Origin of the sequence: Nocardia sp. NPDC051756, from assembly GCF_040681495.1 — a bacterium.
Lineage (GTDB): Bacteria > Actinomycetota > Actinomycetes > Mycobacteriales > Mycobacteriaceae > Nocardia.
This window is the reverse complement of the sequence record NZ_JBFAYV010000003.1, coordinates 138,679-163,300: the sequence shown is the minus strand read 5'-3', so window position 1 is coordinate 163,300 and position 24,622 is coordinate 138,679. Positions and strand designations below refer to the sequence as shown.

At 68.2% G+C, this 24,622-nt stretch carries 25 protein-coding genes; 13 read left to right on the top strand and 12 right to left on the bottom strand.

Annotated elements, in window-relative coordinates:
* Positions 1-2 precede the first annotated feature (2 nt).
* From AB0M22_RS12390 to AB0M22_RS12375, 4 genes are all read left to right on the top strand, one after another.
* Entirely contained in the window at positions 3-1,139 is a 1,137-nt protein-coding gene (locus AB0M22_RS12390; protein WP_364724536.1) for a hypothetical protein, read from the top strand.
* 287 nt (positions 1,140-1,426) lie between these two features.
* Positions 1,427-2,008, top strand: coding sequence for an orotate phosphoribosyltransferase (gene pyrE, locus AB0M22_RS12385; RefSeq protein WP_364724533.1), 582 nt, complete (start codon positions 1,427-1,429; stop codon positions 2,006-2,008).
* A gap of 44 nt (positions 2,009-2,052) precedes the next feature.
* Positions 2,053-3,111, top strand: a complete 1,059-nt coding sequence (locus AB0M22_RS12380) for a beta-ketoacyl-ACP synthase 3 (protein ID WP_364724531.1) — start codon at positions 2,053-2,055, stop codon at positions 3,109-3,111.
* A 3-nt stretch (positions 3,112-3,114) separates the two neighbouring features.
* Positions 3,115-3,822 (top strand): lysoplasmalogenase, encoded by a 708-nt coding sequence (locus AB0M22_RS12375; protein WP_364724529.1) that lies wholly within the window; start codon positions 3,115-3,117, stop codon positions 3,820-3,822.
* Between the two features lie 59 nt (positions 3,823-3,881).
* On the opposite strand, the gene AB0M22_RS12370 is transcribed toward AB0M22_RS12375, so the two are convergent.
* From AB0M22_RS12370 to AB0M22_RS12360, 3 genes are all read right to left on the bottom strand, one after another.
* Positions 3,882-4,328, bottom strand: a complete 447-nt coding sequence (locus AB0M22_RS12370) for a hypothetical protein (protein ID WP_364724526.1) — start codon at positions 4,326-4,328, stop codon at positions 3,882-3,884.
* 103 nt (positions 4,329-4,431) lie between these two features.
* Positions 4,432-5,073, bottom strand: a complete 642-nt coding sequence (locus tag AB0M22_RS12365) for a response regulator transcription factor (RefSeq protein WP_364726864.1) — start codon at positions 5,071-5,073, stop codon at positions 4,432-4,434.
* Positions 5,074-5,081: 8 nt separating this feature from the next.
* Complete coding sequence (locus AB0M22_RS12360; RefSeq protein WP_364724524.1) at positions 5,082-6,455, bottom strand: sensor domain-containing protein; 1,374 nt, start codon at positions 6,453-6,455, stop codon at positions 5,082-5,084.
* Positions 6,456-6,547: 92 nt separating this feature from the next.
* Between AB0M22_RS12360 and AB0M22_RS12355 the strand changes: the two genes are divergently transcribed.
* From AB0M22_RS12355 to AB0M22_RS12345, 3 genes are all read left to right on the top strand, one after another.
* Positions 6,548-6,883: a DUF4190 domain-containing protein gene (locus AB0M22_RS12355; protein ID WP_364724522.1), complete on the top strand. Its 336-nt coding sequence runs from the start codon at positions 6,548-6,550 to the stop codon at positions 6,881-6,883.
* 57 nt (positions 6,884-6,940) lie between these two features.
* Entirely contained in the window at positions 6,941-7,627 is a 687-nt protein-coding gene (locus AB0M22_RS12350) for a TrmH family RNA methyltransferase (protein ID WP_364724519.1), read from the top strand.
* A 214-nt stretch (positions 7,628-7,841) separates the two neighbouring features.
* Positions 7,842-8,927 carry a glycoside hydrolase family 76 protein gene (locus AB0M22_RS12345; protein ID WP_364726861.1) on the top strand — a complete coding sequence of 362 codons (1,086 nt, stop codon included), beginning with the start codon at positions 7,842-7,844 and terminating at the stop codon, positions 8,925-8,927.
* 25 nt (positions 8,928-8,952) lie between these two features.
* On the opposite strand, the gene AB0M22_RS12340 is transcribed toward AB0M22_RS12345, so the two are convergent.
* The gene (locus tag AB0M22_RS12340) at positions 8,953-9,603 is read right to left on the bottom strand and encodes a DedA family protein (RefSeq protein WP_364724517.1); all 651 of its coding nucleotides are present in this window, start codon (positions 9,601-9,603) and stop codon (positions 8,953-8,955) included.
* Between the two features lie 52 nt (positions 9,604-9,655).
* Positions 9,656-10,312, bottom strand: a complete 657-nt coding sequence (locus AB0M22_RS12335) for a VTT domain-containing protein (protein WP_364726858.1) — start codon at positions 10,310-10,312, stop codon at positions 9,656-9,658.
* Positions 10,313-10,655: 343 nt separating this feature from the next.
* On the opposite strand from AB0M22_RS12335, the gene fbaA reads away from it, so the two are divergent.
* Positions 10,656-11,690 (top strand): class II fructose-bisphosphate aldolase, encoded by a 1,035-nt coding sequence (fbaA, locus tag AB0M22_RS12330; protein ID WP_364724514.1) that lies wholly within the window; start codon positions 10,656-10,658, stop codon positions 11,688-11,690.
* 34 nt (positions 11,691-11,724) lie between these two features.
* Positions 11,725-12,843 carry a BTAD domain-containing putative transcriptional regulator gene (locus AB0M22_RS12325; protein WP_364724511.1) on the top strand — a complete coding sequence of 373 codons (1,119 nt, stop codon included), beginning with the start codon at positions 11,725-11,727 and terminating at the stop codon, positions 12,841-12,843.
* Positions 12,844-12,864: 21 nt separating this feature from the next.
* Here the strand turns inward: AB0M22_RS12325 and AB0M22_RS12320 are convergent, their stop codons facing one another.
* From AB0M22_RS12320 to AB0M22_RS12310, 3 genes are all read right to left on the bottom strand, one after another.
* Positions 12,865-13,176, bottom strand: a complete 312-nt coding sequence (locus tag AB0M22_RS12320; protein ID WP_364724509.1) for an excalibur calcium-binding domain-containing protein — start codon at positions 13,174-13,176, stop codon at positions 12,865-12,867.
* Positions 13,177-13,239: 63 nt separating this feature from the next.
* The gene (locus AB0M22_RS12315) at positions 13,240-14,295 is read right to left on the bottom strand and encodes a fused (3R)-hydroxyacyl-ACP dehydratase subunits HadA/HadB (RefSeq protein WP_364724506.1); all 1,056 of its coding nucleotides are present in this window, start codon (positions 14,293-14,295) and stop codon (positions 13,240-13,242) included.
* Between the two features lie 232 nt (positions 14,296-14,527).
* The gene (locus AB0M22_RS12310; RefSeq protein WP_364724503.1) at positions 14,528-16,768 is read right to left on the bottom strand and encodes a hypothetical protein; all 2,241 of its coding nucleotides are present in this window, start codon (positions 16,766-16,768) and stop codon (positions 14,528-14,530) included.
* 152 nt (positions 16,769-16,920) lie between these two features.
* Between AB0M22_RS12310 and AB0M22_RS12305 the strand changes: the two genes are divergently transcribed.
* The 3 genes from AB0M22_RS12305 to AB0M22_RS12295 all read left to right on the top strand — a co-directional run bounded on the left by AB0M22_RS12305 (position 16,921) and on the right by AB0M22_RS12295 (position 19,234).
* Positions 16,921-17,373, top strand: a complete 453-nt coding sequence (locus AB0M22_RS12305; RefSeq protein ID WP_364724501.1) for a DUF3151 domain-containing protein — start codon at positions 16,921-16,923, stop codon at positions 17,371-17,373.
* Between the two features lie 58 nt (positions 17,374-17,431).
* Positions 17,432-18,535 (top strand): FUSC family protein, encoded by a 1,104-nt coding sequence (locus tag AB0M22_RS12300; RefSeq protein WP_364724499.1) that lies wholly within the window; start codon positions 17,432-17,434, stop codon positions 18,533-18,535.
* Positions 18,536-18,640: 105 nt separating this feature from the next.
* A complete protein-coding gene (locus AB0M22_RS12295) occupies positions 18,641-19,234 on the top strand; it encodes a DUF1629 domain-containing protein (RefSeq protein ID WP_364724496.1) in 594 nt (197 codons plus the stop codon).
* Positions 19,235-19,423: 189 nt separating this feature from the next.
* On the opposite strand, the gene AB0M22_RS12290 is transcribed toward AB0M22_RS12295, so the two are convergent.
* The 4 genes from AB0M22_RS12290 to AB0M22_RS12275 form a co-directional block, all read right to left on the bottom strand.
* On the bottom strand, positions 19,424-20,290 hold the full coding sequence (locus AB0M22_RS12290; protein ID WP_364724494.1) for a glycosyltransferase family 2 protein: 867 nt from the start codon (positions 20,288-20,290) through the stop codon (positions 19,424-19,426).
* Positions 20,291-20,520: 230 nt separating this feature from the next.
* Positions 20,521-21,426: a glycosyltransferase gene (locus tag AB0M22_RS12285; RefSeq protein WP_364724492.1), complete on the bottom strand. Its 906-nt coding sequence runs from the start codon at positions 21,424-21,426 to the stop codon at positions 20,521-20,523.
* Between the two features lie 79 nt (positions 21,427-21,505).
* Positions 21,506-22,288 carry a site-2 protease family protein gene (locus AB0M22_RS12280; protein ID WP_364724489.1) on the bottom strand — a complete coding sequence of 261 codons (783 nt, stop codon included), beginning with the start codon at positions 22,286-22,288 and terminating at the stop codon, positions 21,506-21,508.
* Positions 22,285-22,944, bottom strand: coding sequence for a hypothetical protein (locus AB0M22_RS12275; RefSeq protein ID WP_364724486.1), 660 nt, complete (start codon positions 22,942-22,944; stop codon positions 22,285-22,287). The genes AB0M22_RS12280 and AB0M22_RS12275 overlap by 4 nt, the downstream gene beginning before the upstream one ends.
* A gap of 374 nt (positions 22,945-23,318) precedes the next feature.
* Here AB0M22_RS12275 and AB0M22_RS12270 point away from each other — a divergent pair, with 374 nt between their 5' ends.
* Positions 23,319-24,608: an adenylosuccinate synthase gene (locus AB0M22_RS12270; RefSeq protein ID WP_150400075.1), complete on the top strand. Its 1,290-nt coding sequence runs from the start codon at positions 23,319-23,321 to the stop codon at positions 24,606-24,608.
* The last annotated feature ends 14 nt before the right edge of the window (positions 24,609-24,622 follow it).

Below are 24,622 nucleotides of genomic sequence, written 5' to 3'. Positions count from 1 at the left end.
CGATGACGGCAATGTGGTTCGGCTTGGCGGCGATCGCACTCGTGGGTGCGATCGTGCTGCTGTATTTCGATCGGATCCAGCGACAGCGGACCGGTCACGCGCGGCAGGTCTGGGCGAAATCCCAGGGCTACACGTATGTGTCGGTGGAGCCCGCGCTGCCCTCGACCTGGCGTCGTGGCGCGCTGGCCAAGCTCGGCTACCTCTCCGCGGTCGATGTGGTGTCCGGTATTCGCAAGGGCGAGAAGTTCGTGCTCTTCGATCTGGAGGACTCCGCGACGCTGATCGCGGTGCGCCGGCAGATCGGCTCGGACATCGATGTCGACATGCGGCTCAAGACCGCGTCGCCGCCGAAGGACGCCGACCTGGAACTGCTCGGCGCGATCGGCGACCGGGTGGTCTTCGCGACCAACCCGGAAATCGCCAGGCACGCCGTCGATCAGCGGATGGTGGCGTTCATCGAGACGCTGCCCGACACCGTGCAGATGCTCTGGAGCGAGGGCAACTGGACGCTGGGCATGCTGTCCGTCGGCACCTCCTCGCGCGAGTGGGAGACCTCGATCGACGCGGTGCTGCGCCTGTCCGGGCTGCTGCACGTGCTGCCCCCGGTCAGCGAGCCGCGCTTCGACAACGGCGGGCACGATCCCGGCCGTCCCCGGCCGCGCGGCAGGCAGCGGCCGGACGAGTCCGAGGGCGAAGAGCTGGACGAACCGCTCGGCGGCGCCCGGGTGCAGCCGCCGCGGCTGCGCAAGGACGAGGAGTTCGACGAGGCCCCGTTCGCCGAGCAGAGCTACGACGAGGACCGCGCCCCGCTGTCCGCGCCGGACGAACCGGAACCGCCGCGCCGCCCCTCGCTGGCCGTGGTGCCGGACGCCCGGGCCCGGGTCCGCGAGGAGCGCCGGACCGCCGACGAGTGGACTCCGGAACGCCGCGAGGACTGGTCGCCGGAACCGCGCGAGCAGACTCCCGAACCGCGGGACAAGTGGATGCCCGCCCAGCGCGACGAACTCCCCGCCGACGACGACTGGGCCGAGGAGCCCGACCGTCGCCCGGCGGCTCGCGCGGACGACGCGGCGGCCGAGCCGCCCGGCGGCCCGTTCCATCCCGGCTTCCGTCCGTACCAGGGGCCTGTCCCGCAGTGACCGGTTCGGGGCCGGGCGGCTGATAGTGGGGCGTCGGCCGAGGGCGTCGAATTCACCAGGGCGGCGTTGCCGTCTATGATCGCCGCGGCCGACGGATCGGTCGTCCAACCTCGACAGTGTGGCCGGGGTGAGCCGAGGACGCGGTTCGGCGTCCGGGGCCTACGTCGGTGCTCAGTGTGCCCGGTGTGCAGTACAAAACGCTCGACTACCGTCGCCGGGATGATCCCGCGAACCCTGGCGGCCCGACTGAATCGCGGCTTGGTCAACACACGCGGAAGGACTTAGGAATGATCGACGAGGCAACCACTAACGAGTCGGCGCTGGGCACCTCGGCCGGTTCGGACCGGGACAGATTGGCGGGACTCGTGCGCGAGCTCGCCGTCGTGCACGGCAAAGTCACCCTGTCCTCGGGCAAAGAGGCCGACTACTACGTCGACCTGCGGCGCGCGACGCTGCACCACAGTGCGGGACCGCTGATCGGCAAGCTGCTGCGCGAACTGGTCGCGGACTGGGATTTCGACGCGGTCGGCGGGCTCACCATGGGCGCGGATCCGGTCGCGTTCGCGGTCATGCACGCGCCGGGGCGGCCGATCGACGCCTTCGTGGTGCGCAAGGCGGCGAAGGCGCACGGCATGCAGCGCCAGATCGAGGGCCCGGACATCGTCGGCAAGCGGGTGCTGGTCGTCGAGGACACCACGACCACCGGAAACTCCCCGCTCACCGCCGTGCGCGCGCTGCGCGACGCGGGCGCGACCGTGGTCGGCGTGGCCACCGTTGTGGACCGGGAAACCGGGGCCGACCAGGTGATCGCGGCCGAGGGACTGGAGTATCGATCCATCCTCGGACTGAAGGATTTGGCCCTCAGCTAGCCTGGACAGCGGTCAAGTTCTTCAAAGGTGAAGGGTCATCTCCAGTGGTGAGCATTGCAATCAACAAAAATCGCGACAACGTTGCGATGCTCGGTATCGGTGCCTATCGACCGCAGCGAATCGTCAGCAACGAGGAAGTGTGCGAGGTCCTCGACTCCACCCCGCAGTGGATCTTCGAACGCACCGGTATCCAGACCCGGCGCTGGATCAGCGGCGACGAGACCCTGCAGTCGATCGCGGCCGCGGCCGGTGAGCGGGCGATCGTCAACAGCGGCATCGATCGGTCGAAGATCGGCGCGCTGATCCTGGCCACGTCGAGCTGGCTGATGCTGACCCCGCACGGCGCCCCGTCCGTCGCGCACGACCTAGGCATCAACGGGATCCCGGCGTTCGATCTGACCTCCGGCTGCGGCGGCTTCGGCTACGGCCTCGGCGTGGCCGCGGACCTGATCCGGGCCGGTTCGGCGGAGTACGTGCTGTTGATCGGCGCGGAGACGATGACCGTCGGCCTGGACCCGACCGACCGCGGCACCGCGATGATCTTCGGTGACGGCGCGGGCGCGGTGGTGGTCGGGCCGGCCGAGGAGAACGGCATCTCGCCGACGGTGTGGGGCAGCGACGGCGAGAACGCCTCCGCGATCGCCCAGGACGTCAACTTCCTCGATTACATGGAGAAGGCGCAGGCCATGCAGGGCACCGACCCGGCGGTCGAGCCGATCGGCCGGATGTCGCTGCGGATGGAGGGCCCGCGCGTCTTCCGTTGGGCCGCGGTCACTTTGCCGCGCGCGCTGTCCACCGCGCTGGAGGTGTCGGGGGTGGCGAAGGAGGACATCGAGGTCTTCATCCCGCACCAGGCCAACGCCAGGATCAACGAGCTGATGAAGAAGAACCTCGGTCTGGCCGACGACATCCCGATGGCCAACGACATCGTGCAGACCGGCAACACCTCCGCCGCGTCGATTCCGCTGGCGATGGAGGAGATGCTGGTGACCGGCAAGGCCAAGGGCGGTCAGCTGGCGCTGCTGCTCGGTTTCGGCGCCGGGCTCAGTTACGCCGGCCAGGTCGTCACGTTGCCGCCCAAGCCGGTCGAGCCGAGTTTCTGAGCGATGCGGTTGTTCCGGGCCGGGTTTCTCGCCGCGGCCGCTGCCACCGTCTACGCCGGGGTCACCGGCCGGGAGAAGCTGCAGTGGGTCGCGAAACCCCTGATGATGCCGCTGCTGGCGGCCGATGTGGTGACCGAGGGGACCGAGCTCGAGCGCACGGATCGTGCGGTGCTGCTCGGTTCGCTCGGCGCCGCGACGCTCGGCGACATCCTGCTCATCGACCCGGACAACGATCGCCGGTTGATCGCCGGGGCGTCGTCGTTCGCGCTGATGCAGGCCGGGTATTCGGCGTTGTGGTTGCGCAAGGGCGCGCGGCCGCACGCCGAGGTTGCGGTGCCGCGGCTGGGCGCGTGGCTCGGCGCGGCCGCTCTGCTCCGCGCGAAGGCACCTGGCGTGGCCGTGCCATTGACCGCCTATGGTGCGACGCTGGGCACCGCGGGCGTGCTGGCCTCGGATCCAGCACTCGCGCCCGGCGCGAAATCCATTGCGGGCGTTAACCTCCCCAACGCCGATCCGCGCAGCCGACTGGGCCTCGGCGCACTGCTGTTCACCGTCTCCGACGGCCTGATCGTGCTGCGCCGCCTATTCGCTCGCACCGACCGCAGCCGCCGGGTAACCGAAGGCGTCATCCTCGCCACCTACGCCGCCGCCCAGTTCCTGCTCGCCGACCCCGCCGCCCACGTGAAACCCCAACAGCCGCACCACTCTTGATCTCCCGCACCGAAAATTGCATGCGATTCTCGGTGCGGCAAATCAAAACTGGTGCGGCTTCACAGAACGACGATGATCCGGTCGCGGTTCGCCGGATCGACGCGGATCGAGATGGTCTCACCGACCGCTAGCCGCGGCTTGTCCGCCGGCGTGACGTCGAAAACGATTGTGCCCCGGTAGCTTTCCGCGCCCGGAATGGTCAACTCCAGATCCAGCTCGGTCAACTCGGTGTGATGATCCGTCCGCTGCAACGGATGCACCCCGTGCACCGTCGCCCACCCTTCCAGCCCGTCGCGCCACAACCGCCGGTCCGCCTTGGACGGCCGCCCGGCCAGCATCATCCCGATCCCCACACACGTGCCGAACACCCCGACCAACGCCACGATCTGATACGGCAACGTCCCCGGCGGCGTGTGCTGAACCACCCACCCGAGCCACACCCCGAGCACAACCAGGTACCCGGCGGTCACCGCGAGCACCGTACGCAAGATACGCCCGTGATCCATCCCAGCCTCCACCCCGACTGTCAGACCTCCAGGATAGGCCCGCAGCGACTCTGACATGCGCAAATCGCTGCGCGACAGTCCGGTGTGAACGGCGGCGTTCCGCTCAGCCCTTCAGCCGCAGCACCGCGAGGACGCGGCGGTGATGGGTGTCCGACGGGGGCAGGTCGAGCTTGGTGAAGATGTTGCCGATGTGCTTTTCCACCGCGCGTTCGGTGACCGTGAGCGAGGTGGCAATGGCGTTGTTGGACAGGCCCTGTGCCATCAGTTCCAGCACCTCGCGTTCGCGCGGGGTGAGGCGGGTCAGGGAATCCTGCTGGCGGGATGCGCCCATCAATTGGCTCACCACCTCCGGGTCTAGGGCGGTGCCGCCGGTGGCGACCCGGTGGAGGGCGTCGACGAAATCGCGGACGTCGGCCACCCGGTCCTTGAGCAGATAGCCGACGCCGCTCGCGCCGCCGGCCAGAAGCTCGGTGGCATACCGGGTTTCGACCCACTGGGAGAAGACGAGCACGCCGGTCATCGGGTATTTGCGGCGCAGTTCGATGGCGGCCAGCAGGCCCTCGTCGGTGAAGCTCGGCGGCATCCGCACGTCCACCACGGCGACATCGGGATTGTGCAGGCCGACCACGTCGCTCAGCGTGGTCGCGTCGCCGATCATGGCGACCACCTGGTGACCGCGTTCGGTCAGCAGACCCGCGAGCCCGTCCCGCAGGATCGCGCTGTCCTCGGCGATCACGATGCGCAGCGACTCGGTCACCGCGAGCCGTCCTTCGGCAGCAGGATGGTCACCACGGTGGGTCCGCCGGTCGGGCTCTGCACGGTGAGGCTGCCGTCGACGGTGCGGGCGCGGGCGGCCAGGCCCGAAAGTCCGCTGCCTGCGGCGAGTTCGCCGGGGGCGGGTTCGAGTACGCCGCCGATTCCGTTGTCCCGCACGGTGACCGCGATGGTCCGCGAGTCCGTCGGCACCACCGAGATCCACGCCCGGGTGGCGTTGGCGTGTTTCACCACGTTGGTGAGCAGCTCGGCGACGGAGAAGTAGGCGATCGCCTCGACCGCCGGATTCGGCCGTTCGGGCAGGTGCACGCGCAGTTCGACCGGCACCGAACAGCGTGCGGACAGCGTTTCCAGCGCCGGGCCGAGCCCGAGTTCCAGTGCGGGCGGATGGATTCCGCGGACCAGCTCGCGCAGTTCGGTCAGCGCCTCCTTGGAGCTGGCGTGCGCGTCCGCGATCAGGTCGCGCGGGTCGCCGCCGGAGGACAGCCGATCCTCGGCCCGGCCGAGCGCCATCGCGATGGTGACCAGTCGAGCCTGGGTGCCGTCGTGCAGATCTCGCTCCAGCCGGCGCAGCGTGGCCGTCGAGTCGTCGACCGCGGCCTGCCTGCCCTGCTGCAATTCGATGATCCGCCGATCGCCCGCGGTCGCGGTCAGCAACGCGATGGCCAGCAGCCGGTGGATCCAGCAGACCGCGCGCAGCAGCCAGGGCAGCACGAAGCAGCCGATGACGCCGAGCGCGGCGAAGCCGAGCACCCGCGGCCAGCTGTCGATGTAGAAGTCGCCGAACTGCGCCATCGAATGATGTTCCACGCCTTCGGCATCGACATTGATCGGATCGAACAGCCACCACGCCAGCGGGGACAGCGCGACGAACACCGTCATCGCGATCCCGAGCAGCACGAACCAGCCGACCGCGACACCGAGCACGGCCTGCGCGAGCAGATACAGCGCGGCCCGCCAACTGGCCCGATCGGTGAACGCGCTCTTGACGAAGCCGATCAGGCCCGGCTCCGGCCGGAACGGCGGCGGCGGGGTCAGCTGCGCGCCGAGCAGGTCCTTGGCCAGCGCCCGGTAGATCCGGGCCCAGGTCCGGCCGCCGAGCAGGATCACCGCCAGGATCGGCAACCCGATGATGGTGAGGGAGATCGCCAGGCCGCCGCCCCAGCCGACGTACATGTACGCGAGGGCGATGCAGCCGAGGACGAATACGGTGAACACGTAGACGAGTTCTTTCCAGGCCCGGGCCTGGAACGGGGCGCGGAGGACGGCACGGGCCACCCGCTCGGCGGGGCGCCCGGCCTTGGCGGGCGTCGGGTCGAGCACCAGGGTGGGTTCGACGTGTGTCTCGGTCATGGCTTCCATGGTTGTCGGCGCGGCGGCGGTGTTCGATGGAGCTGTCCGCCGAATGTGTGGTGTAGCCAGCTACACCAACTACCATCCTGCTGATGAGCTACCCGCCGCAGCAGCCGCCGTACGGCTATCCAGCCTACGGGGCCTACGGACCGCCGCAGGAACACCCGCAGGCCACCATGATCCTGATCCTCGGCATCCTCAGCCTGGTGTTCTGTCAGGTCATCGGTCCGGTCGCCTGGGTGATGGGCAAGCGGGCGCTCAACGAGATCGACGCGTCCGGCGGTGCGCTGGGCGGCCGCTCGAACGTCATGGTCGGCTACGTCTGCGGGATCATCGCCTCGGCGCTGACCATCATCAGCATCATCTTCATCGTGCTGTTCGTCGTGCTCGGCTTGGTCGGCGTCTGGAGCAGCTCCAGCAGCTACTGACCGCCGCCGGTCCGGCCGCATGACGGCGTGGCCGCGGGCGGAATTAGCATCGTCGGAGTGAATCACCCAGTGCCGGACGCGGCGGAGCAGGACCCGGCCGGGCCGACCGAGTGGGGAGAGCACCCACACGGCGTCGGCCCGTGGGCCACCGAGCACGCCGAGCCGCCGCCGGCCGATCCCCGGCTCGACCCCGAACTGCTCGACGCCGGTGACCGTCGCAACGTGGTCGACGCCTACCGGTATTGGACGCGCGAATCGATCGTCGCCGACATCGACCGGCGCAGGCACCCGTTCCATGTGGCCATCGAGAACTTCGGCCACGACGCCAACATCGGCACGGTGGTCCGCACCGCCAACGCCTTCGCCGCCGCGGCCGTGCACATCGTCGGCCGCAAGCGCTGGAACCGCCGCGGCGCCATGGTCACCGACCGCTACCAGCACATCGAGCACCACGAGACCATCGCCGAGCTGCTGGAATTCGCCGCCCGCGAAGGACTGACCGTGGTCGCGGTGGACAACGTGCCCGGCTCGGTCCCGCTCGAGACCGCCGACCTCCCGCGAAACTGCCTACTGCTCTTCGGCCAAGAGGGCCCCGGCGTCACCGATCACGCGAAAGACGCTGCGGCGATGACGGTTTCGATCGCCCAATTCGGCTCGACCCGCAGCATCAACGCGGGCGTCGCCGCCGGAATCGCCATGCACGCCTGGGTCCGTCAACACGCGGACCTGGCCGACGCTTGGTAACGGACACGCCACCGCGCACCCTGTCGACCTGCTGCGAGAACAAATACACATCGCTTCTGTAACAAATCGGGCGCGCGAATCCGGGCTCGGCTGGCACCATTGACGCATGACCACGCGGAGGGCACAGGATCCGCGGCGCGCGACGCCGCGGTCGCTGGGTGAGCGCCCGGAGGGCGCCGTCGCGACACCCGCGCTGTGGTCCGAACGTGCGGACATGGCGGAGTCGGCGATCGTGTCCCGGCATCTGCGGGCGTTGTGGGCGCTGCCGGGCACCGAGCTGGGCGTGGTCGGATGGCCGGCCACCAAGCGGGAGCGGGCGTTCGGGTCCTGGCACTACTGGTGGCAGGCGCACCTGATCGACTGCGCGGTCGACGCGGCCAACCGGATGCCGACTCCGGTGCGGCGCAAGCGGATCGCCGCGATCGCCCGCTCGCATCGGATGCGCAACCTGACCGGCTGGACGAACAAGTACTACGACGACATGGCCTGGCTGGCCATCGCGCTGGAACGGGCCGAGCGCACCGCGGGCGTCACCGAGGCGCGCAGCGGGTTGATCGCGTTGGAGAAGCCGCTCTACGAAGGCTTCAATCCGGCGGTCGGCGCCCTGCCGTGGCGCATCGGCTCGGACTACTACAACGCGCCCGCCAACGGCCCAGCCGCCATCGCGCTGCTGCGACTCGGCCGGCACGGGCGCGCCCAGGAGATCGCCGACTGGCTGGACGCGACGCTGCGCGATCCGGAGTCCGGGCTGATCCTCGACGGAATCCACCTGCCCGCCGGGGAGATCGAGCGCCCGGTGTTCAGCTACTGCCAGGGCGTGGTGCTCGGCGTGGAAACCGAATTGGCCATGCACACCGGTGAACCGCGGCACGGCGAGCGGGTGCACCGATTACTCGCGGCCGTCGAAGAACACCTGACCACCAAGGGCGTCATCAGCGGTGGCGGCGGTGGCGACGGCGGACTGTTCAACGGCATCCTGGCCCGCTACCTCGCGCTGGTCGCGCTGATGCTGCCCGGCGAGGACAAGGAACAAGAGAGCGATCGGCGCACCGCGGCCGACATCGTCCGCGCCTCCGCGACGGCCGCCTGGGCCAACCGGCTCGAGGTCGAAGGCGAGCCGCTGTTCGGGCACAACTGGAGCCAACCGGCGACGCTGCCCGGCGGCATCGCCGGGGCGGGCCGGTTCACCGCGGGCGGCTCGGTGACCTCGTCCCGGGTGCCCGAACGCGATCTGTCCGTGCAGCTGTCGGGCTGGATGCTGATGGAAGCCGCGTACCTGGTCAGCGCGGCCGGCCTGTAAGCCCAAGGCCGACTGCGCTTTCCGCTCAGTTCTCCGCGTCGCCGATCCCGCTCGGCGAGGTCTCCAGCTCGAACTCCTCGGCGGGCTTGGCCATCTCCTGCCGGTAGTGCCGGATACCCAGCACCGTCCCGATGATCAGGCCCAGCACCAGCGTGCCGATCACGATGGGCATCAACCACGGCACCCGGTCCAGGAACCCGCCCGCGTAATACCCGATGAGCAACAGCACCGGCGCCCAGATGATCGCGCCGATCGTGCTGGCGATGGTGAACTTGCGATGGTCCATGCCTGCCGCGCCCGCGACCGTCGGGCACAGCGTGCGCACCCAGGGAATCCAGCGGGCGACCAGCACCGCGACGAACCCGTGCCGCTCCAGCAGTTCGGTGACCCGTTGCAGATTCTTGGTGTTGATATAGCGGCCGTTCTTGCGCGCCACCAGGCGATGCCCGGTGCGCGCCCCGATCACATAGCCCACCTGGTTACCCGCGATGGCAGCGAGCATCGTGCCCACCGACAACGCCCACACCTGCGCCTCACCGGAGGCGTTGGACGCCATCACGATGCCCGCGGTGATCAACATGGAGTCGCCGGGCAGGAAGAGCCCGAGAATGACCGCGCACTCGATGAAGACAAAGGCAAGTACCACTGTCCAGACGAGTGCGGGCCCCGCTGACATCAGCGGATCGAAATTGCCCACTGCTAGGGGCGAGGACGCCGCGATCACGAGCTCAGCGGGTCGGCTCGTTCGTCGAGACGGTCAGCTCGGCTTCTTGCCGGGCCGCCGGCTCCGCGCCACGATTGAGCAGCTTCTTCGCCACCGCGAAGATGCCGGGCAAGATCGAGATGAGCACGATGAGCAGGAAGATCGCCTCGACGTGGTCGCGGATGAACGCGACATTGCCGAGGAAGTAGCCGAGCACCGTCACGCCGCCGCCCCAGAGGATGGCGCCGACGATGTCGAACGCGACGAACTTGCGGTAGTCCATCTTGGACACCCCGGCCAGCACCGGCATGAACGTGCGCACGATCGGCACGAACCGGGCCAGGATGATGGTCTTGGGCCCGTGCTTCTCGAAGAACTCGTGCGTCTCGGTCACGTAGTGCTTCTTGAAGAACCGGGTGTCTTCCTTGTGGAACAACGCGGGCCCGATCGCCCTGCCTATCCAATAACCGCTCTGATCACCGGCGAATGCGATCGCGATCACGGCGGGCAGCAGCAGCCAGATCGACACCGGCGGATTCGCCTGCGCGGCGAGCAGGCCACCGGTGAACAGCAGCGAATCGCCAGGCAGGATCGGGAACAGCAGGCCGGTCTCGATGAAGACGATCACCAGAATGGCCGGGAGCACCGCGTTCTTGAGCCACGTCTCCGTGAGCAGGTGCATCGGGTCGAGCAACTCTTTGAGAGCGAGATTGCTCGTCACCGATTCTGTCGCTGCCAGCAGAATCACGCGGTCTCCTGTTCTGGATACGGCCGGCCTGATCGCTTGCCGTCGCATCGGGAAGCTGCCAGCGTAATTACCGGGCCCACAGTACCGGGTTCAACTGAGAAACCCCGCGCTGTGCGCGAAACTACCGAACGGTCACCTGATGGTTCCGTGCGGACAACCGGCTGGTCACTCGTGCTGGCACTACACCGCCCTCCCTGGATACCAGGCGAAACACCGCTGTCCTAGTGTGGTGGCTGACAAAATAGGTCTTTGCCGCAACAATCACGGAGGTCTTACTGTGCCCATCGCGACTCCGGAGGTCTACGCCGAGATGCTCGGTCGGGCCAAAGCGCACTCCTTTGCCTTCCCCGCGATCAACTGCACGTCGTCGGAGACGATCAACGCGGCCATCAAGGGCTTCGCCGACGCGGGCAGCGACGGCATCATCCAGTTCTCCACCGGCGGTGCGGAATTCGGTTCCGGCCTGGGCGTGAAGGACATGGTGACCGGTTCGGTCGCGCTGGCCGAGTTCGCGCACGTGATCGCCGCGAAGTACGACATCACCATCGCGCTGCACACCGACCACTGCCCGAAGGACAAGCTGGACGGATTCGTCCGGCCGCTGATCGCCATTTCGCAGGAGCGGGTGAAGAACGGGCAGGCCCCGTTGTTCCAGTCGCACATGTGGGACGGTTCCGCGATCCCGATCGACGAGAACCTGGAAATCGCCAAGGAACTGCTGAAGGCGTGCGCCCAGGCGAACATCATTCTCGAGGTCGAGATCGGTGTCGTCGGCGGTGAAGAGGACGGCGTCGAGGCCGAGATCAACGACAAGCTCTACACCTCGCCCGAGGACTTCCAGAAGACCATCGATGCGCTCGGCGCGGGCGAGAACGGCAAGTACCTGCTCGCCGCGACATTCGGCAACGTGCACGGCGTCTACAAGCCGGGCAACGTGAAGCTCAAGCCCGAGGTGCTGGCCGAGGGCCAGCGGGTGGCCGCGGCCAAGCTCGGCCTGAGCCAGGACGCGCAGCCGTTCGACTTCGTCTTCCACGGCGGTTCCGGCTCGCTGAAGTCGGAGATCGAGGACTCGCTGCGCTACGGCGTGGTGAAGATGAACGTCGACACCGACACCCAGTACGCGTTCACCCGGCCGATCACCGGGCACATGTTCACCAACTACGACGGTGTGCTGAAGATCGACGGCGAGGTCGGCAACAAGAAGGTCTACGACCCGCGCAGCTACCTGAAGAAGGCCGAAACCTCGATGGCGGCACGTGTCACCGAGGCATGCAATGATCTGAAGTCCGCGGGAAGGTCGATCAGCGCCTGACCCACTCATCAACCCACCGGGGGCTCGACAGCTCATGTGTCTGGATGTGCGCGTGCTCGGGCCCGTCCGGTTGCTCGTCGGCGGTGAGCCGGTGGCGGTCGGCGGGCCCAAGCCGCGGGCTCTGTTAGCCGCGCTCACCGTGAATCGGCGGCGCGCCGTGTCGTCGGCCGCGCTGGCCGACATGGTGTGGAACGAGGATCCGCCCGACTCCTACGCCGCCAGCCTGCAGGTATTCGTCTCGAATATCCGTAAGGCGCTGCGTAATTCGGGGGTGGATCCGGCGACGGTGTTGCGCACCGAATCCTCCGGCTATCGCCTCGAAGTGGCCGAGACCGCCTGCGATCTCGGCCGGTTCGAGGCGACCAGGGAGGCCGGTAGCCGGGCCGCCGCGCTCGGCGACCACGCCGGTGCCGCACAGCTTTTCGGCGCCGCGCTGCGTGAATGGAGCGGCCGCGCGCTGGCCGATCTGAGCGGGCTGCAATTCGCCGACGGTTTCGCCACCGCGATGGACGAGGAACGGCTCGCCGTCGCGTCCGCCCGGATCGATGCCGAAATCGCCCTCGGCCGTGCCGCATCGGTGATCGGCGAGCTGGTCGCGATGACCGGTGAGCATCCGCTGCGCGAGCCGCTGTGGGGCCAATTGATCACCGCGCTCTACCTTTCCGGCCGGCAGGCCGACGCGCTGGACGCGTGCCGCCGGGTGCGGGCCGTGCTCGCCGACGAACTCGGCATCGATCCGGGCCCGGCGCTGATCGAGCTCGAACATCGGGTGCTGCGCCAGGAACCGCTCGGCGCGGCCGAACACCGGCAGGTCGAACGGATGGCCGCGGCGATGACCGAGACGGTCACCGAGGCGCCGAGCACGGTGCGCAGCGGCAAGCTGCGCATGCCGGACGGCCGGATGGTCCCGATCGCCCAGGGCGGCTTGCGGATCGGCCGGATGACCGACAACGACCTGGTGCTCGACGACCCGAAGGCCAGCCGGTACCACGCGCACATCATGCCGAGCCGGGCCGGCCTGCTGATCAAGGACCTGCACTCGGCCAACGGCGTCTACGTCAACGACGACCCGATCGAGAACGGCGCGCTGCTCGCCGACGGCGACCAGATCCGCATCGGGGCAACGATGTTGATCTTCCAGGCCGTGCAGTAGGCCGCTGGGCCCGTTCGGCGATCAGCCGTTGCAGGCGATGCCGTCGCCGTCCTGGTCGAGGAACGAGTTGAAGCGGGGATCGCTGCGGTAGATCGTCCCGGCGCCCTCGGCGCGCACTTGATCGCAGTCGGTGTAGATCTTGTTCGATCGCTTCTTCTGGTCGTCGTCGCCTCTGCCGTCGCGGTCCGGCGTCGGCCACGAATCGTTGGGGCTGCTGATGAAGGTGGCGGTGGCATCGGCGGTGGCGGTCGGCGGCACCAGGGCGAGGGCGCCGACCACGAGACAGGCGGCGCCGATCGCGGGGGTCACGCGGCGCATTACTGAGTGGGTCACGGTATCCATCCTGCGCCGAAATCGCGGCGTCGTGGGGTGTGGATTACCTGTGAAACCGCGAACTCAGGCCAGCCGGACCTCGGCGATGGCCCGGCCGAACAACTTTCGGCCCTCCGAGGTGCCGCCGAGCACGACGGTCGCGGTGCGGGTGCGCGGGTCCAGCGACTTGATCCGGCCGACGAAGTCCACCGTGCTGGCCGCGTTCGACGCCACCGGCACGAAGCCGGAGAACCGCACACTGAACTTCTCGATCGCGGTCGGATCGCCGAGCCAGTCGGTCAGGTAGCCGCCGGCCAGGCCCATGGTCAGCATGCCGTGCGCGACCACCGTCGGCAGGCCGACCAGCTGGGCGGCGTGGTCGCTGAAGTGGATCGGGTTGGCGTCGCCGGACACCCCGGCGTAATTGGCCAGGTCGCCGCGGGCCAGCCGGAACGAACCAGCCGGCAGCTGATCGCCGACCGACAGCTGATCGAAGTCGGGCAGCGTGTGCACCGGCGCGGGCTCGCGGTCCGCGGCCGGGGCGGGCAGTTCGCCGAGGCCGAGCGGGATCAGCGCCGAGCTGTCGTCCAATCCCTGTTCGGCCGTGGGGAATTCGACCACCTGGCCGTGCATCATGATGTTGTCGACCACGTCGGTGAGACCGGGGTCCACCTCGACGCCGCGGCGCGCCACGATGGTGGTGGAGCCGATCAGCGTGAGCTCGCCGTGCTGGTTGACCAGGGCCGAGCGGACCACGACGAAATCGTTGTCGCCGAACTGGCGGATCGACTCGATCAGGATCTCGCTGGTCAGCCGGTCACCGGCGAGGATCGGCCGGTAGGCCTGGAAGACCTGATCGGTCTGCAAGATCTGGGACAGGTCGTATTCGGTGAGCACCGATTCGAGCAGCGAGCGGGTGCCGGACGATCCGATGACCGAGGCGAACGTCGGCGGCGCGAGCACGCCGGCGTGGCCGAGTTTGTGCGCATCCGATTCCTGGTGATGCACGCCGTGGTGATTCTGTACCGCGCGCGCGAATTCCCGGATCTTTTCCCGGCCGACCTCGTAGTGGTCCCGGACGCGGAACCGCTGCCCGGCCAGCGTCGCCGTTTGTTGCACGTCATCAATGTCGAGCGCCATCGTCTGTTCCCTGCCCATGATGCGGTCACGCTACTAATGAACCGGACCATTGACCAGCCGAGTGTGACCACCGCTACCGTCGATCGATGCGGAATTGCTATCGAGTTTGCTTTCTCTTCATGTGCGGGCCCGAAATGCACTTTTGTCGCTGAATGTCGGTGATGTGCATCGGCTATAAAACAGAAATAGGCTGCCCCGTGCGCGGGCAGCCTATTTCACGTTCGACGGCGTATTACTGGCCGCTGGTCGGCGGGTCGCACACCTTCCAGCCGTTGTCGGTCTGCTGCAGATCGAAGGTGCGCGCCGAGCGCTTGTTCGGATCGGCCTCGGTGTAGACGGTGGCCTGCGCGATCGCGGTCTTGTCGGTGATCCGGACCGCGTCGACCTCGTCCACCACCGGGATGGTGCGCCGGTCCATCGACAGCTGGTGCACACCGGCGAACTGGTCCGCCGGAATGCCCTGATAGAAGTCGTGCAGCGGGCCACAGGTGGTGCTGCGCAGGGTGTTCAGGTCGCCGGTCTTCAGCGCCTGGGTGTAATCGGTGATGGCGGCGCGGACCTTGGTCTCCGGCGAGTTGTCCGTCGAGTTGACCATGACCGCCACGGTGACGCCGATCAGGATGACCACGACCACGGCGGCCCCGGCCACGGCGAGCAGCCACCGCTTGGAGCGGCCCGGCGCGGCGGTCGGTTCGACCGCGTCCACCGGGGCCTGCGCGGCGGGGGTGATCCGCTGCGGCGGGGCGATCGGGCGCGGCTGCGGCGGGCGCGGTCCGCCGAGTTGCTGCGCGGGCATGGTCAGCTGAGTGTCCGCGGGGGAGGGCGCGGTTCCCGGCCGGGGCAGGCCCGGAGGCGGCGGTGCGGAACGGGTGTCCTCGACCGGTCCGCTCGGCGGCGACGAAGGTCCTTGCGGGCCTGGCTGTTTCGGCCCGGCGGCGGGGCGCGGCGTGGCCGGCGGCTTGGTGATCGGCACCCGGCCCGCGCCCGGCGTGACCCGGTCGGTGCCGGCCGGCTTCGCCGCGTCGGCGGGACGCTGGATCGGCAGCGCGACGGTCTGCGCGTCATCCGGCTTGATCACCGGCATGGCCATGGTCACGTCTTCGGACCCGGGCGGAGCCGGTTTGTTCTGGGCCGGCGTCTGCATCTTGACGGTGTCGGCCTCGGGGGCCGCGTCCTCGACCGGCGGGGTGGGGCGCTGCTGCACCCGCATCACCGTGGTCGGTGCGTCGCCGTCGTCCTTCGAGGTGGGCTCGGCCGGCTTGTCGGCGGCGGGCTGGTCCGGCGTGCCGTCTTGGGCCGTATCGGGTTTCGGTCCGCCGAACCAGGCGGATTTCGCCGGCTCGGTGCCGGGTGCTCCGGTGGCGCTTTCCTCGGCGGTGCGAACTTTCTGGGGCGCAGTCGGTTCCGCGCCTACCTTCGCGGTCGGCGTCGGCTCCGCCGGTGCGGTCTTCCCGGAGGCCTTGGCGGCCTGATGGTCTCGCAGGCCGCGTTTGATCGCCTCGGTCCTGGCGTCGGCCGCGGCGGTGCTGCTCGGAGTTGTGCCTTGGGCGGCACCGGTGGCCGGAGCGTCGGCGGCCGGTGCGGCGGGCTTGTCGGCGGCCGTGCCGGGGCGGGCGAGGTCGGGCTCGGTCTTCGCGGCATTGCTCGGGGCGGGGGTCTTCGGTTGTGCCGGAGCGGCTTTCGACTGCTCAGCGGGCGCGCTCGGGGTTTTCGGCGGTGTACTCGCCGTACCTGCGCCGGGCTGGTCCTTGCCGTCGCGTTTGATCGCCACGGTTTCCGCGGTCGCCGCGCCGCCCTTGGCGATGTCGGCTACTACGTTGACCGGCTTATCTTGCGGCGCCGGGGTTTTCGATTCCGGTGCCGCGGACTCGGTCGGAGCGGCTTCGGTGCCGGGCTTGTTCTGCGCGCCGCGCTTGATCACTTCGGTTTCGGCGGCACTGCCCGCGGGGCTGTCCTTTTGAGCCGCACCTGATTTCGGGTCAGACGCCGCGCCGGTGGCAGGCGACGCCTGCTTTCCCGCCGCGTCTGCCGATCCGGGCCGCGCGCCGGACGGGCTCGCGGGCTGCGCGGGCGCGCTGATCTTGGGAATGGCATTGGGATCTGCCGCACCGGCATTCGCGCCCTGCGCTGCGGGTTTCGCGGTGTCTCCGGCAGCCTGGCCTGAGTTCGGGGCTTTCGATGCGGCCACATCAGCACTTTCCGACTTCGCCGTGGCGCTTCCGGCCGTGTCGGCTTTGCCGGCAGTCGCTTCGGACTTCTCCGCGCCTGCTACCGAACTCTTGTCGGGAGCGCTACCGGTCTTGTCCGACGACCCACTCCCGGCCGGAATAGGACGCGTGGATGCGGCGGGCGAGGCTGCGCCGGCGACCGGGTTGCGTTCCGTGGTGGCATCGGGGCGTGCGTCGGCGCCGGCCGGGGTTGCCGGGTCGGCGCTCTCCCGCGCCGGGTTCTTGTCGTCGTTCGGGTCGGACACGCACTACCCCTCGCTCAGGCGGAACAGTTGAACTCGACGGCCAGCTTAACGGGCACACCCGGACGAAGCCCGACATCAGAGCGCGCATGGCCGGGACGATTGTCTGTCCGTTGTCCGGAGTGAATGCGGAGGTAATCGGACATCGGTGCACAATGAAGCCCATGACCTCGTTCGGTGATCTGCTCGGCCCCCAACCGGTACTCCTCCCCGAAATCTCCGACGCGGAAGAAGCGTTGCTCGACAAGACCGATCCGGTGCGCGTCGCGGCCGACCACCCGTCGGCGTCGATCGCCTGGGCCTACCTGGCCGAGGCGGCGCTGACCAGGGGTGAAGCCCAGGACGAACCGATCAATCACGACATTGTCGCCGCGTACGCGTTCGCCCGCACCGGTTACCACCGCGGCCTCGACCTGTTGCGGCGCAACGGGTGGAAGGGCTTCGGTCCGGTGCCGTGGAGTCATGAACCCAATCAGGGCTTCCTGCGCAGTGTGGGTGCGCTGGCCCGTGCGGCCAAAGTGATCGGCGAGACCGAGGAGTACGCGCGTTGCCTCGATCTGTTGGAAGATTGCGACCCGCGTGCCGCGGCTGAGCTCGGTCTCGACTGAGTCGTAGTTGATCGACCTCAATATTCGGCCGCGGGTAGGAGTCGCTCGGGCGAGCAGCATGGATCGGCTGCGCGCCTCCTGGGCGCGTCTGCGGCTGTCCGCGCTACCGATCCTGCAATGCGCGGTCGGCGCGGCACTGGCCTGGTTCATCGCGCGTGAACTGGTCGGGCACCCGCAGCCCTTCTTCGCGCCCACCGCCGCCGTGGTGTCGATCGGCATCTCGTTCGGCGCACGGCTGCGGCGTTCGGTGGAGCTGGTGGTCGGCGTCGCGGTCGGCATCGGCATCGGCGACCTGTTCATCACCCGCGCGGGCACCGGCGTGTGGCAGATCGCGCTGGTGGTCGCGGTCGCCATGGCGGCGGCGGTGTTCCTGGACGGCGGATCGATCATCACCATGCAGGCGGCCGGTTCGGCCGTGCTGGTCGCGACGCTGCTGCCGCCCTCGGCCGGCGGCGGCTTCTCCCGGATGATCGACGCGCTGGTCGGCGGTCTGGTGGGAGTCGTTGTGGTGGCGTCGATTCCGCTGCACCCGGTGCGGCGGGCCCGCGAACAGGCGGCGGAAATCCTTGCGGTGATGAGCAAGTCGCTCACCGAGTGCGCCGACGGCCTGCTCGAACAGGATCCGGACAAGCTGCGGGCCGCGCTCGCGGCGGTCCGCGCGACGCAACCGCAACTGGATTCGCTGCGCGCCACGCTGGAGGGCGGCAAGGAGATCAGCCGAATCTCCCCGCTGTACTGGAACTCTCGCGCCCGCCTGGAACGGATCAAGGCCACCGCGGACCCGCTGGACAACGCGGTGCGCAACACCAGGGTGCTGCTGCGCCGCTCGCTTACCCTGGTCCAGGACGACGAGATCCTCGACCCGCGCCTGATCGACGAGGTCGAACGGCTCGGCCAGGCCAGCGAAGTGGTGCGCCGGATGATGCTCGCCGATCCCGGCGAGCAGCCCGACCAGGCCGAGGCGGCCCGGGTGCTGCGCACCGTCGCCAAGGAGGCGCGGCCGGAACTCGTTGAGGGCGCGGGGCTTTCGGCCCACGTCGTGTTCGCCCAGGCCCGCTCGATCGTGGTCGACCTGATGCAGGTCTGCGGGGTGAAGCGGATCTCCGCGATCGCGCTGCTGCCGCCGACCGTGCCGAAGCCGTTCGTCACGCCCGAGGACTGACTACTCACCCGGCGCACAACCGTTCCTGTCGGTCATCGGGTAGAGACTCATCGCAAGACCCGCACCTTGGATGTGTCGGCGACTGGTCTCGACTGAGGAGAGTGCATGAAAATTTACGTAGGAGCCCCCCGCGCCGGCTTCGAATGGGCCATACCGGTCGAGGACGACGACAACGAACGCCTGAGTTTCGCGGGTGTCCCGAAGCTGGATTCCTGGCCGCTCATGGAGATGAAGTCGGCACGGGAAGACGGCAGCAAGGTGCCGTCGGACTTTCCCTGGAGCCTTTCCGCGACCCTCCTGCTGAAGGACCGGGCGATCGACGTCCTTGGTCCTGGACTCGAAGAGTTCGGTGAACTGCTGCCCGCGCGGTTCCCCGACGCGCGGCTCGCCGTGTTGAACGTCTTGAATGTCGTCGACGCACTGGACGAGGAGTCCTCCGAGATCGCCCGGTTCGAGTCCGGCGAGATCATGATGGTCGAGTCTCACGTGTTCCGCCCGGACCGCATTCCGGCTCGGGCCGTGTTCAAGATCCCACAGGCCGTGTACAACGGTGAGATCTTCTACACCGACGAGATCGTGCGTGAGTTCGAGGATTCCGGTTTCACCGGGCTGTGGTTCAAGGCCTTGTGGGACACCGAGGGCGGGTCCTATGGGCGCCGATGGGACGAGACGGTGCTCGAGGTCGATCGGCTCGTCTGAGTTCTGCCGAGGACTGACTACTCGCCCGGTCGCGTGGGCGATCTTGCTGATCTTTGGGTAGTCCGCTACTCGTGTTCCGGCGGCCGCGTGCCCATAACTTGAACAGGTGACCGCGATCGAACGAGGGGTGTCGCGGTCGAAAGAGTGGAGCCGTCTGATCGGGGGGCCGGTCGGGCGGCTCTACGTTCGTCAGTCGCCGCTTGCTTCCTTGCTCAGCGGGAACATCCTGGCCTGGCCAGGGCGCAGCGTGAAGCGTCGCCGGTCGAAATCCCAGAATCGATAGATCGGCCACTGCACGGTGTGTGCCAGCCAGGCGCCGACGATCACCACCCGATGGAACGGCAACACCAGATAGCCCTGGTTGGTGATGGTGCGCAGGCCGCTCAGCTGGAACTGCCACCAGCGCCGCGGACTGGTCCGACGCCGCCGGGCCGAGGTCTGCACCCGCATATCGATGAGCTGATCGATCGGCAGGCCGCGCTTGGTCAGGCACAGCGCGAGGTCGAGATCGTCGATGACGTCCGGCCGGGTGACCGTGTCGTCGCGCACGTCCAGCCACGCGGTGCGGCGGATGGCCATGTTCGGGCCGTGCATGTTGCCGACCCGGTCGCCGAGCTTGCCCCGCCGATCCTGTAGGTAATAGCCGAGTTTCAGCAGAAAGCCGACCGGTGAGTCGTAGTAGGTGGTGATGCCGGTGACCGCGGCGACCTCGGGATGCTCGGTCAGGTGCTGCCGGATGGTCGCCCCCCAGTCGGCGGCGACCAGGCAGTCGGCGTCGGTGCGGCCGATGAAATCGCCACGCGCCTTGTCGAATCCGGTATTGCGGGCCCGGGCGACGCCGCGCTGCGGTTCGTCGACGAGTTCGACCTTCGGGTGGGCGAGCGCGTACTCGCCGACCAGTTCGCGGGTGCCGTCGTCGCTACCGTTGTCGACCACGATGACCTCGTCGATCGAGTCCTGCGCGACGAGCCGGTCGAGCGTCTGCGTGATGCAGGCAGCCTCGTTCAACACGGGGATGACGATCGATAACACCGTCGCCCCATCGGGGGTGTGCATGAGTGGTGCTGCTCCAAATCTGGGTTCGGGCATGACTGTGTACCGCCGGGAGGGTCTGTTACCTGCCCTGAACAGACGCGCGGCTTACCAAGAGGGGTGTGTTGGGACTCAGCCCTGAGTCCAGGAAACGGTGCTCGGCACGAGCGGGCCCGGCCCGCGCCGATCAATGCTTCGAACCCTAGTTGTCTTGGTACACAGACAGAATCCCCAATGCTTGGGGGCACCAACTGTCAGGTGGCGTCGATATCGCCGACCGCGGAGACCCGGGCGGGCGCCGGCCGCAGGGTGAAGCGGCGGCGGTCGAAGTCCCAGAATCGGTAGATCGGCCACTGCACGGTGTGGGTCAGCCAGGCGCCGACGATGACCGCGCGGTGGAACGGCTGCACCTGATAACCCTGATCGGCGATGGTGCGCAAGCCGGTCAGCTGGAAACGCCACCAATCACGCGGTCCGGTCCGGCGGCGCCGGGCGGAGGTCTCGACGCGCATGTTCTTCAGCTGATCGATCCGCAACCCGCGCTTGGTCAGGCACAACGCCAGATCCAGATCCTCGGCGACATCCGAGCGGGTGGTGGTCTCCTCCCGCACCGCGCGCCACGCGGAACGGCGGATGGCCATGTTGGGTCCGTGCATGTTGCCGACCGGTCCGCCCAGCTTGCCGCGCCGATCCTGAAGGTACAGGCCGAATTTCAGGAAGAAGCCGATCGGCGAATCGTGATAGGTGGTGATGCCGGTGACGGCGGCGGTGTCCGGCTGCTCGGTCAGGGTGTGCCGGATGACCGCGCCCCAGTCCGGCCCGACCAGGGTGTCCGCGTCGGTGCGGGCGAGGAAATCGCCACGCGCCCGGTCGAATCTGGCGTTGCGGGCCGCGGGGATGCCGGGCTCGGGTTCCTCGATGAGGGCGACTTCCGGGTGGTCGAGCGCGTAGTCGCGGACGATCTGCCGGGTGCCGTCGTCACTGCCGTTGTCCACGACGATGATCTCGTCGATCGCGTCCTGGACGACGAGGCGGTCCAGGGTGCGCACAATGCATTTCGCTTCGTTCAGTGCGGGAATCACGACGGACAAAACCGTGGTCGGTGCGGTGTTGGTCATAAAAATCTGCTCCAACGTCTGCTGTACGACGATCGTGGTCACTACCGATCTCGTACGGGTGCATACCCCATTCCGCCCACAATGATCATCGAGCACGAAACTCGATCGAAGCCGCGTCGCGCTACGTCCAGAATCGGGTCAGGTAACTGCCGTAACGTGACCAATTGGACGGCACCCCAGATACTTCGAACAACGCGTACACCGCGTCGAAGAAGACCTGGTTGATCGCCGGGGTGAACAGCAGCGCGAACAGGATCAACATGCCGAACGGCTTGAACTGATCGAGCGCGCGGCGCGTCTGATAACTCAGCGACGGCTCGAGAATTCCGTATCCGTCCAGGCCGGGCAGCGGAATCAGGTTCAGTAATGCCGCCGTGATCTGCAAGAACCCCAGGAAGCTGAGCCCGAACCACAACGCGGGATGTGAACTCGCACTGCCGAATACCCGCACGATGACCAGCAGCAGCACCGCGCACAGCGCGTTGACCGCCGGGCCCGCGCCGCTGATGATCCGCTGCGTGCGCGGCGAAAAGTTGTGTGTATGAACGTAAACCGCGCCGCCGGGCAACCCGATGCCGCCCAGCGCGATGAACACCATCGGCAGCACGATGGACAGCAGCGGATGGCTGTACTTCAGCGGATTCAGCGTGAGATACCCACGCAGTTCCACCTCGTGATCACCGGCCCGCCAGGCCATGAACGCGTGCGCGAATTCGTGCAGGCACAGCGTGATGATCCAGCCGAACACCACGAGCACGAACACGCCGACCTTGGCCCGGGTGGAGTCCACCTCGGCATCCCAGGCCAGCCCGCCGCCGAGCACGGTGATGACGACCACCAGCAGAAAGATCGGGCTCGGCCGGATCGCGCGCGAGCGGCGTTCGGCGGAGAAGCGGTCGGTCATCGGACCAGCAACCAGGGCTCGTGATGCCGGTAGAAGCTCGACCTGGGCACCGTCCGCTCGGTGCGGATGCCGTCCCTGGTCACCACCGCGCCCGGGGTGCCGAGCTGGGCGGCCCGCCCCTCGACCCAGCGGCGCTTGCGCATGCCCTTCGGCGCGGCGGCGCGCACGCCGGGTTGGTGCAGCGTCGGCGAGATCAGCATCGCGGTGACCTTGCCGGAGAACAGTTGCACGTCGTCCACGTAGGCCTCGCCCTCCAGCTTCTCGTCGCCGACCCCGGTGATCCTGGCCCGGCCGACCAGCACCTGGCCGGTGTCGTCGCGGATCAGCGGTACCGGGGTGGCCTTGCCATCGATGGCCCGCTTGGCCGCGGCATTGCCGGTGCCCGTCTGATAGGCGCGGGAGCCATAGGTCTTCTCGACCGGCACGTAGCCGATCTCCACGTGCAGCCGTTCGGTGCGCATCAGGTGGGTCAGCACGGTGGCCAGCGCCGCGTCGTCACCGAGCACGATGAGCCGAGGCAAGCTGTCGGCGGCCAGCACGGGAAGCAATTCGTCGATCTCGGTGGTATCGGGGACGGCGGCCGTCGAACTGGTCGGCAGCGCCGCGAGGGCGATAGGTACCGGTGCGCCGTCGCAACGGAGAACGTGGGTACTCAAACTGCCGTACACCCTCCTCGGTTCGAGCCGACACTCCGTCGGGCCCTTCGCCAGTTCCGCCGAACCCTGCCCGGTCTCGACGGCTGCAACCATAGCCCTGCACGGCCTCGGCCACAGGTTGTCGAGCCCCGCGGCGCTTGCGTCAGGCCCGGAGGCGGCAGCGCAGCGTAACCACGTAGGGCCCGCAAGCGCCGCCAATCAGCCTACGCAGAGATGCGGTCCGACGCCGCCGACGACGCGTCTACTAGACTGTGCTCCCGGCCACCGCCTCGACACGGCAGTAGCTGCAACACGGGTGCTCATCGCGCCCCGCCGGTATGTTTCCGGCTGCCATCGCTCAGGGTGTTGCACGTCGAACCGTAGGAGATACAACCATGCCGGCAATCGTCCTGATCGGCGCCCAGTGGGGCGACGAGGGTAAGGGCAAAGCTACCGATCTGCTCGGTGGCCGGGTGCAATGGGTGGTCCGATACCAGGGTGGCAACAACGCGGGCCACACCGTGGTGCTGCCCAACGGCGACAACTTCGCCCTGCATCTCATCCCGTCCGGCATCCTGACCCCCGGCGTGACGAACGTCATCGGCAACGGCGTCGTGATCGATCCCGGCGTGCTGCTCGAAGAGCTGGCCGGGCTGGAGGATCGCGGCGTCGACACCTCGGGTCTGCTGCTGTCCGCGGACGCGCACCTGATCATGCCGTACCACGTGGCCATCGATAAGGTCACCGAGCGCTTCCTCGGCAACAACAAGATCGGCACCACCGGTCGCGGCATCGGCCCCTGCTACCAGGACAAGGTCGCCCGGGTCGGCGTGCGGGTGGCCGACGTGCTGGACGAGAAGATCCTCACCCAGAAGGTCGAGGCCGCCCTGGAGTTCAAGAACCAGGTGCTGGTCAAGATCTACAACCGGCGCGCGCTGGACCCGCAGCAGGTGGTCGACGAGGTGCTGGCGCAGGCGGAGGGCTTCAAGCACCGCATCGCCGACACCAGGCTGAAGCTGAACGTCGCCCTGGAGAACGGCGAGACCGTGCTGCTGGAGGGTTCGCAGGGCACCCTGCTGGACGTCGACCACGGCACCTACCCGTACGTGACCTCGTCCAACCCGACCTCGGGCGGCGCGGCGGTCGGCGCGGGCGTCGGACCGAACAAGATCAACGCGGTGCTCGGCATCCTCAAGTGCTACACCACCCGGGTCGGCTCGGGCCCGTTCCCGACCGAGCTGTTCGACGAGTTCGGCACCTACCTGGCCAAGACCGGCGGCGAGGTCGGCGTCACCACCGGCCGGGCCCGGCGCTGCGGCTGGTTCGACGCGGTCATCGCCCGCTACGCGACCCGGGTCAACGGCATCACCGACTACTTCCTCACCAAGCTGGACGTGCTGTCCAGCCTGGAGACGGTGCCGATCTGCGTCGCCTACGACGTGGACGGCGAGCGGGTCGAGCAGATGCCCACCACGCAGACCGGGTTCCATCACGCGAAGCCGATCTACGAGGAGATGCCGGGCTGGTGGGAGGACATCTCCGGGGCCCGCACCTTCGAGGAACTGCCCGCGAACGCCCAGGCGTACGTGCTGCGGCTGGAGGAGCTGTCCGGTGCGCGGATCTCCTGCATCGGCGTCGGACCGGGTCGCGATCAGACCATCGTGCGGCACGACGTGCTCGGCTGAGACCGGAAAGTTAT